This is a genomic window from Acidisphaera sp. L21 (genome assembly GCF_009765685.1).
GTDB lineage: Bacteria > Pseudomonadota > Alphaproteobacteria > Acetobacterales > Acetobacteraceae > LMUY01.
This window is the reverse complement of record NZ_LMUY01000137.1, coordinates 28656-42510: the sequence shown is the minus strand read 5'-3', so window position 1 is coordinate 42510 and position 13855 is coordinate 28656. Positions and strand designations below refer to the sequence as shown.

14 protein-coding genes are annotated in these 13855 nt (G+C 58.2%); 11 read left to right on the top strand and 3 right to left on the bottom strand.

Features of this window, described 5'->3' with window-relative positions:
- Positions 1–207: 207 nt before the first annotated feature.
- The gene (locus GSQ76_RS25670) at positions 208–1164 is read left to right on the top strand and encodes a Ku protein (RefSeq protein WP_335904938.1); all 957 of its coding nucleotides are present in this window, start codon (positions 208–210) and stop codon (positions 1162–1164) included.
- Between the two features lie 6 nt (positions 1165–1170).
- A complete protein-coding gene (locus tag GSQ76_RS25665) occupies positions 1171–1641 on the top strand; it encodes a metallophosphoesterase family protein (protein ID WP_158746932.1) in 471 nt (156 codons plus the stop codon).
- A gap of 46 nt (positions 1642–1687) precedes the next feature.
- Here GSQ76_RS25665 and GSQ76_RS25660 read toward each other — a convergent pair whose 3' ends face one another.
- Positions 1688–2737 (bottom strand): LysR family transcriptional regulator, encoded by a 1050-nt coding sequence (locus GSQ76_RS25660; RefSeq protein WP_158746931.1) that lies wholly within the window; start codon positions 2735–2737, stop codon positions 1688–1690.
- A gap of 94 nt (positions 2738–2831) precedes the next feature.
- On the opposite strand from GSQ76_RS25660, the gene GSQ76_RS25655 reads away from it, so the two are divergent.
- Positions 2832–3587 carry an SDR family oxidoreductase gene (locus tag GSQ76_RS25655; RefSeq protein ID WP_158746930.1) on the top strand — a complete coding sequence of 252 codons (756 nt, stop codon included), beginning with the start codon at positions 2832–2834 and terminating at the stop codon, positions 3585–3587.
- A 419-nt stretch (positions 3588–4006) separates the two neighbouring features.
- Here GSQ76_RS25655 and GSQ76_RS25650 read toward each other — a convergent pair whose 3' ends face one another.
- The gene (locus tag GSQ76_RS25650; protein ID WP_158746929.1) at positions 4007–4765 is read right to left on the bottom strand and encodes an AraC family transcriptional regulator; all 759 of its coding nucleotides are present in this window, start codon (positions 4763–4765) and stop codon (positions 4007–4009) included.
- A 518-nt stretch (positions 4766–5283) separates the two neighbouring features.
- Here GSQ76_RS25650 and GSQ76_RS25645 point away from each other — a divergent pair.
- The 6 genes from GSQ76_RS25645 to GSQ76_RS25625 all read left to right on the top strand — a co-directional run bounded on the left by GSQ76_RS25645 (position 5284) and on the right by GSQ76_RS25625 (position 11559).
- Complete coding sequence (locus tag GSQ76_RS25645; protein WP_408837282.1) at positions 5284–6102, top strand: alpha/beta fold hydrolase; 819 nt, start codon at positions 5284–5286, stop codon at positions 6100–6102.
- A gap of 46 nt (positions 6103–6148) precedes the next feature.
- Entirely contained in the window at positions 6149–6970 is an 822-nt protein-coding gene (budA, locus tag GSQ76_RS25640) for an acetolactate decarboxylase (RefSeq protein ID WP_254070634.1), read from the top strand.
- 26 nt (positions 6971–6996) lie between these two features.
- On the top strand, positions 6997–8658 hold the full coding sequence (gene alsS / locus GSQ76_RS25635) for an acetolactate synthase AlsS (RefSeq protein WP_158746926.1): 1662 nt from the start codon (positions 6997–6999) through the stop codon (positions 8656–8658).
- A gap of 584 nt (positions 8659–9242) precedes the next feature.
- Positions 9243–9668: a PAS domain-containing protein gene (locus GSQ76_RS31450; protein WP_216851301.1), complete on the top strand. Its 426-nt coding sequence runs from the start codon at positions 9243–9245 to the stop codon at positions 9666–9668.
- A 152-nt stretch (positions 9669–9820) separates the two neighbouring features.
- The gene (locus tag GSQ76_RS25630) at positions 9821–11032 is read left to right on the top strand and encodes a PAS domain-containing methyl-accepting chemotaxis protein (RefSeq protein ID WP_216851300.1); all 1212 of its coding nucleotides are present in this window, start codon (positions 9821–9823) and stop codon (positions 11030–11032) included.
- 2 nt (positions 11033–11034) lie between these two features.
- Positions 11035–11559, top strand: a complete 525-nt coding sequence (locus tag GSQ76_RS25625) for a GAF domain-containing protein (RefSeq protein ID WP_216851299.1) — start codon at positions 11035–11037, stop codon at positions 11557–11559.
- Between the two features lie 68 nt (positions 11560–11627).
- Here the strand turns inward: GSQ76_RS25625 and pyp (GSQ76_RS25620) are convergent, their stop codons facing one another.
- Positions 11628–12014 (bottom strand): photoactive yellow protein, encoded by a 387-nt coding sequence (gene pyp / locus GSQ76_RS25620; protein WP_158746924.1) that lies wholly within the window; start codon positions 12012–12014, stop codon positions 11628–11630.
- A gap of 127 nt (positions 12015–12141) precedes the next feature.
- Here pyp (GSQ76_RS25620) and pyp (GSQ76_RS25615) point away from each other — a divergent pair, with 127 nt between their 5' ends.
- Together pyp (GSQ76_RS25615) and GSQ76_RS25610 are read left to right on the top strand one after the other, a co-directional pair.
- Complete coding sequence (pyp, locus tag GSQ76_RS25615; protein ID WP_216851298.1) at positions 12142–12528, top strand: photoactive yellow protein; 387 nt, start codon at positions 12142–12144, stop codon at positions 12526–12528.
- 55 nt (positions 12529–12583) lie between these two features.
- Positions 12584–13855 (top strand): AMP-binding protein (locus GSQ76_RS25610; protein ID WP_158746923.1); only part of this gene is annotated, 1272 nt, incomplete at its 3' end.

The window sequence follows — 13855 nt, the reverse complement described above, 5'->3', positions numbered from 1 at the left end:
CCGCACTTCGACCGGCTCACATGAAGGTGTTCTATCTCTCCGCCAGTCTACTCAAACACAAAGCCATGTTTTTGAAGCGACTGCGGATCGACTCTGATCCGACTTCAGAGAAACGTCCGGGTTGCCCCGCCAAAACCCATACAGTGTCAGTGCTTTAGCGTCACATGACCCTGTACCCAGCGCAACTCTGATGGCTTCTCGACCAGTATGGCGTGGCCACCTTCGCCTCGCCCTTGTGTCATGTCAGTCGCATTGTTCAGCGCCAAGCATGATCGTGGATCAATCAAATTCAACATGATCAACCCGGCCACGGGTAATCGCATTCGGATGGTCAGTCAGGACGCTGAAACCGGTGAGGAAGTTCGTCGTAGCGAGACGGTGAAGGGCTACGAATTCCAAAAGAACCGTTACGTCCTCTTTGAGGATAGCGACTTTGACAGCGTGAAAGTCGAGACTTCCTCATTGATGTCGGTGGAGAAGTTCGTCGATGAAGATTCTATCGATCCAATCTACTTCGATGCCTCCTACTACTTGGCGCCGGATGGAAAGGGATCGGATGACGTATATGCCGTTTTGCGCGAAGCCATCACGAGAACCGGCAAAGTAGCACTCACCCGCGTTGTCATCGCTCAACGCGAGCGCACCATTGCCATCCGCCCAGCAAACGGTGGACTGGTCGCACAAACGTTGAATGAAGAGCGCGATCTGAACAGTTCGACTGAACTATTCGAGAATGTTCAGCGCGTCTCTGTGGACGAGGAGATGGTGCAACTCGCCGTGCAATTGGTTCAGCGGCAAAGTGGCAGGTATGATCCAAGTGACCTCGAAGACAGGTACGAGACCCGCCTGCGCGCCATGATCGATGCCAAGCTGAAGGGCGCTGCAATCGAGGAAGAGGCGGCACCAGTAGCAGCCCCAAGCAACGTGATCGACCTGATGGCAGCATTGAAAAAGAGCTTGGGTGCTCCGCCCGCATCGGCAGCCGAGCCTGTAAAGGAGACCAAAAGGAAGAAGGCTGCGACGACGGAAGAGACACGCCGACAACCTGCTTTAAAATTGCCGATTCAGGGCGGCAAGTCGTCAAAGGCGAAAGAGGAGAAGGCGGCGGAGCGTCCATCGATGACAGCCGAGCGCGTGATGAGACCGCGCCGGAAAGCATCCTAGGCAAAAATGGCGAGGCAAGTCGTTGGCTTGATCTCGGACACACATGGTCTCCTACGGCCGGAAGCAAGCAAGGCGCTCCGGGGAAGTGACTTAATCTTGCATGCTGGCGATATTGGCAAACCCGATATCCTGACCGAACTGGAGCGTTTGGCTCCGGTCGTCGCAATTCGTGGAAATGTCGATAAGGGGCTTTGGGCGTCCGCTATTCCCGAGACCGAGGCGATAGAGCTAGATGGGCGCATTCTCGCTTACATGCTCCACAACCTTGACGATCTTGCCCTTGATCCGGTGTCGGCTGGTTTTCGAGTCGTGGTCTATGGCCATTCGCATAAGGCACACACGCGACGGAAAGACGGCGTGCTTTACATCAATCCGGGGAGTGCCGGTCCTCGGAGGTTCTCTTTGCCCACTACGGTGGGCCGTCTCCTACTCGGAGGCGGAGAGATGTTCGTGGAGATTACCGAGCTTGAGGTTTGAGGGCCGTGGTCGTCCCGAAACTTCGTGCTAGCAGTGCATGAAAAGTTCAGCGGGTCTTTCTCGCTCGTGACGCCGGCGGATGTTGGTTATTTTCCGCAGCGGGAAGCTCCCGAGACGCTTGTGTCGCACCTGCTGTCTTATCTCGCTGGGAACCGCTAGTAGCCGGGTGCGGCCCTGCCTCGTCACCTCTCAACCACGCTGGCTTCGACAACCTTGTTGCAAAGAACCCGGCCAGCGCCTCCACCTTGGCCGAACGGTTACGCGCCGAAGGCGTGACAAAGTACAGGCCGCCAGAGGTCAGCCGCCACTCTGGTAGGATGATCTCCAGTCGGCCAGCAGCAAGGTGTTCGGCCGAGATAAATTCCGGCAACTCGGCAATGCCCAATCCTTCAAGCAACGTGGGGAGCAGTGCGTCCACGTTGGTCACTCGCAGCGGTCCAGTCGGTGTTACCGTGGCTGCCTCCCCTGCCGGCTCTTGGAAACGCCAAACATCGCCACGGGCGTGGAAGGCGTAGCCGAGGCAGTGATGAACACTCAGTTCGCTTGGGTGCTGCGGACGCCCGTATCGAGCGAGGTAGGCTGGCGCTGCCACGACGTGGCGCGCCACCGGGCATAGCTGCCGGGCGATGAGGGAGGAGTCCTCCATCACCGCGATCCGCAGGGCAGCGTCAAAGCCTTCCCCGATCAGGTCTACCTTGGCGTCGCTCAAGTGTAGGTCCACGGAGATGTCCGGATAGAGCCGCAAGAACTCCGGCATAAGCGGCGCGACCCACCGCAGCCCGAAGGACATGGGGACAGCCAGACGCACCGTGCCACGTGGTCGGCTCGCCAACTCACGCGCCTCGTTCTCCACCTCCTCTGCTTGCCACAGCACCTTGGCTGCCTGTTCGGCCACACGCTGCCCGAGGTCGGTCAGTGCTAAGCGGCGCGAGGTCCGGTTGAAGAGTTGGCCGCCAAGCCGTTCCTCAAGCCGGGTCACGGCACGCGACACGGTCGCCACTGAGACGCCCAGCGTCCGGGCGGCGACGGCAATGGACCGCTCCTCCGCCACCTTGGCCACCATGGCCAAACCCTCGAAATCCGGCAGCCCCAACATAGACATTCCTGCAAAGATACTTTGCAGACCTTTCTATTTTGCAGAAACACGTTTGGCCACATCTTCCGTGCATCAACCAACTGGAGATGCCGACATGCCCCGCAAACTCGAAGGTAAAGTGGCCGTAGTCACCGGGGGGACCAGCGGCATTGGCCTTGCTACAGCCAAACGGTTTGCCGCCGAGGGTGCCCGCGTCTTCGTTACCGGCCGTCGTCAGGCCGAGTTGGACGCCGCCGTTGCAGCCATCGGCCCCACTGCCACGGGTGTTCAAGCCGACTCATCCAAGTCGGCGGACCTCACTCGCCTCTATGGGCGGGTGAAGGCCGATGCAGGCAGGATCGACGTGCTGTTCGCCAATGCCGGTGGCGGCTCCATGCAGCCGCTGGGTGCGATCACCGAGGAGCAATACGACGACATCTTCGGCCGCAACGTGAAGGGTGTGGTGTTCACCGTGCAGCAGGCCCTGCCGCTGCTGGTGGACGGTGCCTCGGTGATCTTGACGGGTTCGGTCACCGGCATCACGGGGACGGCCGCCTTCAGCCTCTACAGCGCCTCTAAGGCGGCGGTTCGCAATCTGGCCCGTAGCTGGACGCTGGACTTGAAGGCACGTGGCATTCGAGTGAACGTCATTAGCCCCGGGCCGGTGAAGACCCCGGGGTTAGTCGGTCTGGCTGGCCCGGAGGAGGCGCAGCAGCAGGGGCTTGTCGACTACATGGCAAGTCAGGTTCCGCTCGGCCGGGTCGGTGATCCAGATGAGATCGCCAAAGCCGTGACCTTCCTTGCTTCAGACGACGCCAGCTTCATCGCGGGCACGGAACTCTTCGCTGACGGTGGAATGGCGCAGGTCTAACGGCGAGCCAAGCATGGCCGGGCACCAAGCTTGGTCCCGGCTAATCCGCTCGTCGAACTGGACGCCTTCCTTTTCGAGCAGTCTCTGCTGGCACAACTTGCGTCTGTCGGCACCGACCGAACTTGACCTCCAACGACCAACGCGAACTATCAAGTGTCCAGTCTGCCAGCGGGTGGACAGGATCAGGTCTCGACGTTTTCGATTGGTAAGGTTGTGGTCCATGGCGCCACCCTTGCGCGGAACATAGAGTGAACAAGCCGCCTCGAAGATTATTCCCCCCGCTGCTCGGCCGCGTTCGCTTTGGGCATGGCCCCGAACCCTGCTCCCGCATTTGACCCCTTAAATTGCAGAAGAGGCCAATATTCGGTTCGGATAGGAACGCGGATTGTTAAGATGCCGGGACAGGTGGCACTCTACAACTAGAAGTCAGCAATCTGGCACGTATGCGACCGCCGCCAAGCGCCTGGTGGAACGCCTACGACCCGCTCGAATACACGGCTAAGGTGACTTTGGTCGGAAAAGCCGCATGCCGCCGCAAGGTCGGGAAGCGACATGCCTGTCGTGAGCATCAATTCCTTGGCGCGATCGACCCGGCGATTAAGCAGCCAGCGATGCGGCGGAAGGCCCGTGGATTGTCTGAAGGCCCGTGCAAAATGGCTGGGAGACAGGCCGCACGCCTCGGCCAATGCGGCGGTGCGCAAATTGGAGTTCAAATCCGCCTCTAACATCTCCTTGGCCCGCCGCTCTTGCCAGGGCGCCAACTTGCCCCGCGCCGCCCTGCGCGTGTAGTCCACGGCGCCATAGGCCCGGCCGACATACGTTAGAAGTGCAAGCATGACGTGGTCGACAAACAAGCCGAATGCGGCCTCGGGCGCTCCGACCGAGGGTAAAAGCGACGATACCAGAGAACTGATCACCGGATCATCGGTCGCATCGCCATGCCGGAAATTAAAGCCAGTCACCTGTCTCACGCCGCTCTCCCGCCCAATCTCGACAAGTGCGGTCCTGGGGATAAAGATGCGGACGACATCGAGCGGATCGGTGATGCTGACAGCCAGTTCCTGTTGGACATCGTAAATGCTGACCGTGCCGGGGGAGCATTTGGCGACCGGTTGAGCCCTACCATTCAGCCACAGTCTATGATCCGACAGCTCCCGGAGGTGCAGCCGGAAGATCAACGCGTCGTCCCGCGGTAGCGACGCATAATCCTGTCGGACGACAGCATGACTCTGCAGGCGCGTAACGGTCATAGGACCCTGCACGGAACTGCACCGCAAGACCGGCGGAGACATAATGCCAAGATGGGCCAGCACAGCGTCAGCAACGTGGCCCCTATCTGTCTCGGGTTTCGGCGAACCAATTCGTTGTTGTTTACGGTGCATCCACTTTGCTCACAGCATCCCCTTCATCTTAATCGCCTGACGTTCTTCCGCCGATATCAGGCCGACCGCTAAAGACAACCAAATTAGACAAAGCATGCTCATAACAGCCAATGCCATTTAGACCTCGATGGGTCATCCTTGACAACATGGAAGCCATGTTGAGCCGCTTTGCTCCAAAATTTACTATTCTACGACCACAGCCGTGTATTACTCGAGCCACGAGTAATACTGTAACCGCTCTACCGTCATCACCAAGTAACCCATCACCGAATCCAAGTTCTTACTAGTTTTGTAAAGGTTGCAGTGTAGTGGACATGATCACCACCATAGACGGCGTAAACATTTTCTACAAAGACTGGGGAGAGGGGCAGCCAATTGTCTTCCACCATGGATGGCCGCTCAGTTCCGATGACTGGGATACGCAAATGCTGTTTTTCGTCCAGCACGGCTATCGGGTTGTCGCATTCGATCGCCGTGGCCATGGCCGGTCCAGCCAGGTGTCGAGTGGCCATGACATGGACCATTATGCAGCCGACGCCGCCGCGGTGGTAAGGCAACTCGACCTGCGGAACGCTGTTCATGTCGGTCACTCGACGGGCGGCGGCGAGGTCGCGCGCTATGTCGCGCGTCATGGCAATGGCCGCGTGGCGAAGGCGGTGCTGATGTCCGCCGTACCGCCGCTCATGGTCAAGACAGACGGCAACCCCGGCGGCTTGCCGCTAGAAGTGTTCGATGGTCTCCGGAACGGTTTGGCTGCCAACCGCGCGCAGTTCTTCCGCGATGTGCCGGCGGGTCCGTTTTATGGCTTCAATCGGCCCGGCGCCAGACCGCTGGAAGGCGTCATCCAGAATTGGTGGCGCCAGGGCATGATGGGCGGCGCCAAGGCCCATTACGAGGGCATCAAGGCATTCTCTGAAACCGACTTCACCGAAGACCTAAAGACGATCGACGTTCCGACCCTGGTGATGCACGGTGATGACGATCAGATCGTGCCCTACCGGGACGCCGGCGTGCTTTCCGCCAAACTTCTCAAGCACGGCGTTTTGAAAATCTATCCCGGCTTCCCGCACGGCATGCTCACCACGAATGCCGATGTGATCAACGCCGACCTCCTGGCCTTCATCCGTTCCTAGAGCCTGTTCGCAGGGCTGGACCAATAAGGAGGTCGATTTGGCAAATGTGACACTTAGCTTGCCGCAATCATTGATCAAGGGCCTAAACGCGAGGTCGCGCAATGGCGGCGGTGCCATCGACAGCCTCGTGGCCGCAGCCATCGCGGCCTACCTGGACAGGCCGTTGCATACGCTGTTCCAGGTATCGACATCGCGGTCTCTCGTCGCGGGCAAATATGCTGGCGCCATCACCTGCGAGAAATTGCTGGAGCATGGCGACTTCGGTCTCGGAACGTTTGCGGGCCTGCATGGGGAGATGATCATCGTTGACGGGCACATCTTCCGCATCGAGGGCAGCGGCGCGATCTTTGAAGCCCTTCCAACCGATGAGGCGCCGTTCGCAACAGTCACACGCTTTGATCCCGCCGTCGATGTAACGTTGCCCGCCATGGCGTCGTTCGACGATTTGAAGACGCATCTCGACACGTTCCGCCGGACAGACAATCTGTTCTATGCCATCCGGCTCGACGGCGTGTTCAAAACCATCAGGACGCGAGCGGTCTGTGCGCCGGCGCCGGGTGCGACCCTCCTGGACGCGGCGAAGACGCAACACGAGTTCGAGTTCACCGACTGCAAGGGGACGTTGATCGGCATCTATTCCCCCATTTTCTCAGGGGCCATCAGCGTGCCTGGCTATCACATCCATTATCTGTCGGATGACCGCACCCAAGGTGGACATCTCCTAGAATTAAAAACGGGACAGGTCAGACTGCGCGTGCAGGAGCTGGAGGACTTCCACATCGCCCTCCCGGAAAACGAAGAGTTCCTGAAGGCGGACCTGAGCCGGGACACGTCCAACGACCTCGACAAGGCTGAGTCCGGACATTGAGTCACATAGCCAGCGGAGAATATGACGTGGCCACTCCCGAGAACGGTGCGGAACTCATCGTGCGGACGCTCGAAGCCCGCGGCGTCAAATATGTGTTCGGCGTGCCCGGCGCTAAGATCGATACCGTCTTCAATGCCCTTGTCGATTCGAACATTAAGACGGTGGTGTGCCGTCACGAGCAGAATGCAGCCTTCATCGCGGGGGGCATCGGCCGGATGACCGGCCGGGCGGGCGTCTGCATCGCCACATCCGGTCCTGGCGTCTCCAACCTGACGACCGGCCTCGCAACCGCCAATTCGGAGGGCGATCCCGTTGTGGCCCTTGGGGGCGCCGTCCCGATGGCAGACGGGCTCAAGCAGATCCATCAGACGATGGATGCGGTGTCGATCATGAAGCCGGTGACGAAGTTTAGCGTGACGGTGGGCGCACCCCACGCGGTGACAGAAGTGCTCAACAACGCCTTCCGGGCGGCCGAAGGCGGGCGGCCAGGCGCTGCCTACGTCAACTTGCCGATGGATGTCATGATGGCGCCCGCTGGTGCCAGGCTCCTGGATCTGCCATTCAAGTCCGGGCCCGGCCCTGCCGACTCGGGAGCTATTGCCGAGGCTGGGCGGCTCCTCACGGCAGCGGAGAACCCTGTGGTCCTCCTAGGCTTGCTTGCGAGCAAGCCTGCCAATGCCGAGGCCGTCCGCGCCTTTCTGGAGCAGAACAAGCTCGCCGTCGTCGGCACCTTCCAGAGTGCGGGCGCGGTCGGTGAGCACCTGCTCGATAGCTTTGGCGGTCGTGTGGGGCAAATCGCGAACCAGCCCGCCGACCGCCTGCTGGGCTCCGCCGACGTGGTCGTGACCATAGGTTATGATCCTGTCGAGTATTGGCCGCCGCATTGGAACAAGGGTAACGCTCGCAGGATCATCCACATCGATGTGCTGGAACCCGATCTCGATGCCGAGTACTGCCCCTATGTCGAACTGACCGGCGACATCGCGCAGACGCTCGCAGCGCTAACGCCGTTGGTGAACAGGCGGGAACGGCCGGCCTTGTCCAGCCACCTCCTGCAGGCGATTGCCGCCGAACGGGCTCATCTCACCCAGCAGGCCGGGCTTAAGAATGGGACCCCCATCCACCCGCTTCGCCTCGTCAGCGAACTGCAGAAGGTGCTGGAGACCGATGTCACCCTCTGCCTGGACATGGGGTCTTTCCATTTGTGGTTGGCGCGGTATCTCTACAGCTTCAGGGCGCGCCAAGTGCTGATCTCGAACGGTCAGCAAACGCTTGGCGTGGCGCTCCCGTGGGGCATCGCAGCCTGCCTGGTGCGCCCCCATGAGAAGGTCATTTCGATTTCTGGCGACGGCGGTTTCCTGTTCTCGGCCATGGAACTCGAGACGGCCGTCCGCCTGAAATGCAACCTGGTTCACATGATCTGGATCGATGGATCGTACGACATGGTGGCCGAGCAGGAGAAGATCAAATACGGACGATCGTCCGGCTGCGACCTCGGGCCGGTCAACCCGGTCAAATACGCGGAGGCGTTCGGTGCGACCGGCCTGATGATCCGCGAACCGGACGAGATTGCTCCGGGGCTCAAGAAGGCGATGGCGACGGTCGGTCCCGTCATCATCGGCGTTCCTGTCGACTATAGCGACAACCATAAGCTGTTCGAGATGGTCGATGAACGGAGCGTTCAGTAGCTCAGCGCGTCGATGGCTAAAAGAGGTCTAGTCCCAAGGAGGTCAACCAGAGAGGTCTGGTATACCGGACGATGGCTTTGGGAACGGCCTACATCCGGCGGAACGGGACCGAATGGCGCAGCGGTCGGACGGCCTCTGGCGGGATCTGGCCGGAAGCGGACAGTTCTCTGTGACGGGGGCGTTGACACAGTCGAATGTGTAGTCGAACCTCGCATTGAGATTACCTGGCGTCACCCCTATCAAACACTTCCCTGAAAGCTGGCTTGTTGCAGCACTGCGCTACCTCGGCAAAGAAGTGGCATCGTGAAGTCTCTAGCCTGCTCCAGATAGTTGCCGCCGATCATACAAGTTTGGCGATGACCAAGTCTGTATAGCACTCGGCCACCAAGCCCGCAGGGCAACACGCTCGCATTCGCGCCGGCTCTCCGCAGAGCCGGTAAGCCACCTGGCTTAGCGGATCGCGTTATTCGAGTATCAAAACTCCGCTATAGCAACTCGGACTGCACTTTAGTTGTGGCCTGAACACCCGGATTTACAACCTCGAAAGGATGTCATCGCCTATTATAGTCACGGACCGCTATGTCATGGGCAGTCCTCAGCTCAATGATCTGAATGTGAAGCCCATGCTGAACATATTTCGCGGGTTCCAGTCCAAGGCAAGGCGCGTTTTTAGCGCCCTTGACAAGTCACTTGCCATCATTGAGTTCGATACGATTGGGACAATCTTAGCGGCGAACGAGCCTTTCTGTGAATTAATGGGGTACGGCGCCTCAGAGGTTCTTTGCAAGCACCACAGCATGTTTGTCGATGGCGAGTATGCTCAATCAGACGCTTACAAGGACTTTTGGCTCAAGCTCGGCCGCGGTGAATTTGACCGACAGGAATATTGCCGCATCGGCAAGGGTGGGAAGCAGGTCTGGATCCAAGCCTCCTATAACCCGGTGTTAAACGCCAGCGGCAAGGTCGTCGCAATCGTAAAGCGGCGAGTGACACCACGGCGGACCATCTGAAGAACGCCGCATTCGAAGCAAAATTGGCCGCGATCTCCCGGGTCCAAGGCATTATTAAATTCACGCCAGCCGGTGAGATCATCAACGCCAACCAGAACTTCCTGGCTGTGCTGGGATATTCGTTGAGCGAAATCTAAGGTAAGCATCACCGTATGTTTGTTGACGTCGCTTACGCCGAATCCTTTGAATACCGGGAGTTCTGGCGGAAGTTAAACGCGGGGGAGTTCGCCTCTGGCGAGTTCAAGCGGCTTGGTCGAGGCGGACGGCCTGTATGGATTCAGGCGTCCTACAATCCGATCTTCGATCTGAACGGTAACGTCACGTCGATCATTAAATTTGCCACGGACGTCACAGGTCGGGTTCGCGCCGTAACCGAGGTCGCCAATGGTCTCGCGGAGTTGGCTAGCAACAATCTGGAACATCGCCTGGACCAGGAATTTGATCCGGTGTTCGAAGAGCTTCGGTCAGACTACAACGCCTCACTTGAGGGACTCGAGGCCACCATGTCGAAGGTCGCCAATAGTGCTGAGACCATCAACACGGGTACCCAGGAGATCGCCGCCTCGACAGATGGGCTATCGCGTCGTGTCGAGCAGCAAGCTGCCAGCCTTGAACAAACTGCCGCCGCCCTCGACCAAATCACGGCAACCGTCAAGCGAAGCGCGGAAGGTGCACTGCAGGCCGCTCTCGCCGCCTCCACTGCCCGGTCGGGAACCGTACTGTCTGGCAAGGTGATGAACCAAGCAGCCTCGGTCATGAGAGAGATCAACGACAGCTCTACCAAGATCACCCAGATCATCGGTGTCATGGATGAGATCGCGTTCCAGACCAATCTACTGGCACTCAACGCCGGGGTTGAGGCAGCTCGCGCTGGCAATGCCAGTCGGAGGTTTGCCGTTAAGGCGCAGGAAGTGCGTGCGTTGGCACAACGCTCTGCCGTGGCAGCCAAGGAGATCAAGCTACTGATCGCCTCCAGCTCGGAAGAGGTGAAGCGCGGCGTCAAACTGGTCACCGAAACGGCTTCGGCACTTGATGGTGTCACGGACAAGGTCGGTCAGATCGACGCATTGCTTTCCGAGATGGCGATATCCGCGCAGGAGCAGGCGACTGGGCTTGGAGAGGTTAACATAGTGGTCAATCAGATGGACCAGGTAACCCAGCAAAACTCGGCTATGATCGAGTTAGCAACAGTCGCTGCCTCAAGTCTCAAGACCGAAGCTGCCGAGATGGCGTCTTTGATGGGCCGCTTTCGCGTCGGTAAAGTTGCAGACGGTCAGCCGGCGTCGCAGTCCCGGCGCCTCCGGATCGTTGACGCGGCCCAGCCTGCATTAAGGCAGAACGTATCCGCTTATAGGAAGGCATGACAATGGAGTCATTCTCGGAAGCAAAAAGACTGCAGCGCCTTCGTGATACCGGAATCCTGGACACCATGGGTGATCAGCTGTTCCGTGGGTTCGCCGAGCAGGCGCTCGATGTGATGCCAGGTACGTCCATTGCAGCCGTTAGTTTGGTGGACTCAGATCGTCAATGGTTCAAGACAATCATCGGTCTTACTGTAAAGCAACTTCCTCGCGAGGTTTCGTTTTGCTCCCACACCATCCAGAGTGATGGCACTATGGTCGTTGAGGATGCGACACGTGACTCACGGTTCGCCCGCAATCCGCTCGTGATCTCACACCCTGGGATCCGCTTCTACGCTGGGGTGAACCTCATGCAAGGTCTCGGCGCCCTCTGCGTCATCGGTCAGCAACCTCGCCGTGCAACAAGCACTGAGATCACAAAACTGACCAAGCTTGCGCACTACGTTGAAATCCAGCTTCTCGCACATGGCGTGTTGTTCAATCTCGATGCAGCAGCTATACGCCCTTCGCTTTCACCTTCGCGCCAATGATGATGTGCTTCTTCACCATCATCAGGAATGACTCCTGACTGCTAATCAAGGCAATATGCCTCCGGCTCTCAAAGACGCTTGACGAACACCCAATACGTCGGAGTTCCCAAAGCGCTTCTCATATGGATCTTTACCTTCGTTGGACGCATCTTGTAGTCAAACACATAGGTAAATATTGTGTCGAGGTGGTTTGCCTCAACTCCGGCGTCAAAAGTTCCCCGGAACACGCTTGTGTTGCAGCAGGGAGCGATCTCATCGAAAAAGTGGCGGCCGATCACATCTGCCGGTTCGCGCCCCGTCAGGGAACTCTCCGTTCTGTTGTAAGCCAAAACCACTCCAGCCGAGTCAAGTTGGACTGCGCCGAATGGTAGTCGGTCGATTTCATTTGGTGTCATCTTTGCCAAGACATTGTCGATGTCGTTGCGGCCAAACTCGATGCGGGTATCAAGAATCATGATCGTGCCATTCCACGCTATAGATCCCCAATGCCTCACTATAGGTTACTTAAAGGTTTTCCCTCGCATTTACGATGGGTTTACCGATCGGCACTAAGATTATGCGACACCTTTCGAGGGCGTAAGCATGGACCTGATGACGCGCGTTGAATTCGATCAAGACGATCTGGACAACGTCATGGCAACCTTATCGCCAGCTGAAATTGACGGGTTGGCATTCGGCGCAATTCAGCTCGATCATAATGGAAAGATCTTGGCGTTCAATCAAACTGAGAGCGACATTACAGGTCGAAGGAGAGATGCAGTGCTTGGCAGGAACTTCTTCAATGAAGTTGCCCCCTGCTGCAATAAACCGGGCTTTCGCGGTGTGTTTGATGCCGGTGTTAAGCAGGGGAACCTCAACGCAATGTTTGATTACACTTTCGATTATGTGATGAAGCCTACCAAGGTGAAGATCCATATGAAGAAGGCGATCGTCGGTGACACTTACTGGGTCTTCGTCAAGCGGATCTAACTACGAGGAGGTTCCTGACCCGTTCAGTCTCTTCACGGCTGAAGGAAGATCATCCATGACTGACGACCCTGGGCTTTGCGTGCAACGGCGGACGGACGGTTCTACTCTAATCCGAACCACGTCATTACTGTCAGATTACGCGTTGCGCGTAACAGACCGACTGCTTCATTGGGCAGCTGCTACGCCAGACGCGACTTTCCTAGCTGAGCGTGCTGAGCTCGGATGGCGCCGCCTGACATACGGTCAGGCGGCGACGAGCATGCGGCGTATCGCTCAAGGGTTGCTGAAGAGGGACCTTACGATCGAGCGGCCTGTGTTAGTCTTGTCCGGGAATGGCATTGACCACGCTCTCGTTGGCCTCGCTTGCTTGCACGTCGGAATTCCATATGTGCCAATCTCCGCTGCCTACTCACTTGCGAGCAATGACACGGCAAAACTGCGGAGCATTGTGGCGCTGACGACGCCCGGTCTAATTGTTGCCTTTGGCGAGGCTTATGGGTCCGCTCTCGATTGGGCCAAGTCACTCAACATCGAGGTTCTCGATAATCTAGAGGAGATGTCATCTGCGCCGACACGAGCAGTCGACATAGCAGCCGCAAGGGTTGACGGAGAGACAGTTGCCAAGCTTCTGTTCACATCAGGCTCAACAGGTGCGCCTAAAGCCGTCATCAATACACAGAGAATGTTGTGTTCGAACCAAGCCATGCTGGCGGCGCGATTCGAGTTCCTCGCCGAGGAGCCGCCGGTGCTATTGGACTGGCTGCCTTGGAGCCATACCTTTGGTGGCAATCACAACCTCAATCTAGTGCTGTTCAATGGCGGCACGATGTTTATCGACAAGGGACGCCCTACACCGGGCGGATTTGACTCGACGATCGAAGCGCTACACGAGATCTCTCCCACCTTGCATTTGACAGTGCCACTGGCTTGGCAAGCTTTGGCGTCGCATCTACGCCAGGACCCTGTTCTGAACCAAAAGTTTTTTAGTAGGCTTCGAGTGCCGTTTTTCGCAGCGGCAAGTCTACCTCAGCCGCTGTGGGATGAACTCGAACGCTTATCGCAAGAAGCTACCGGTAAGTCCGTCCCGATGATCACCGGGTTGGGCTGCACCGAGACTGCACCATTCGCTCTCTGTACCGATGGCAAATCGGCAAACGCAGGCTCTGTTGGGCTCCCTGTCACGGGGATCGCGCTGAAGCTCGCACCAACGCATGGCAAGCTCGAGTTACGTGTCCGCGGCCCTAACGTGACCCCTGGATATTGGCGCGATGCGACTAGCACCGGGGCGGCCTTCGATGAAGAAGGTTACTACCGTATGGGCGATGCA

What these genes read in the sequence shown, in the direction of transcription:
- GSQ76_RS25670 (WP_335904938.1), top strand. Translation starts at nt 208, where the DNA reads ATGGCGTGGCCACCTTCGCCTCGCCCTTGTGTCATGTCAGTCGCATTG.
- GSQ76_RS25665 (WP_158746932.1), top strand. Translation starts at nt 1,171, where the DNA reads ATGGCGAGGCAAGTCGTTGGCTTGATCTCGGACACACATGGTCTCCTA.
- GSQ76_RS25660 (WP_158746931.1), bottom strand. Translation starts at nt 2,737, where the DNA reads ATGTTGGGGCTGCCGGATTTCGAGGGTTTGGCCATGGTGGCCAAGGTG.
- GSQ76_RS25655 (WP_158746930.1), top strand. Translation starts at nt 2,832, where the DNA reads ATGCCCCGCAAACTCGAAGGTAAAGTGGCCGTAGTCACCGGGGGGACC.
- GSQ76_RS25645 (WP_408837282.1), top strand. Translation starts at nt 5,284, where the DNA reads ATGATCACCACCATAGACGGCGTAAACATTTTCTACAAAGACTGGGGA.
- GSQ76_RS31450 (WP_216851301.1), top strand. Translation starts at nt 9,243, where the DNA reads ATGGGCAGTCCTCAGCTCAATGATCTGAATGTGAAGCCCATGCTGAAC.
- GSQ76_RS25630 (WP_216851300.1), top strand. Translation starts at nt 9,821, where the DNA reads ATGTTTGTTGACGTCGCTTACGCCGAATCCTTTGAATACCGGGAGTTC.
- GSQ76_RS25625 (WP_216851299.1), top strand. Translation starts at nt 11,035, where the DNA reads ATGGAGTCATTCTCGGAAGCAAAAAGACTGCAGCGCCTTCGTGATACC.
- pyp (WP_158746924.1), bottom strand. Translation starts at nt 12,014, where the DNA reads ATGATTCTTGATACCCGCATCGAGTTTGGCCGCAACGACATCGACAAT.
- pyp (WP_216851298.1), top strand. Translation starts at nt 12,142, where the DNA reads ATGGACCTGATGACGCGCGTTGAATTCGATCAAGACGATCTGGACAAC.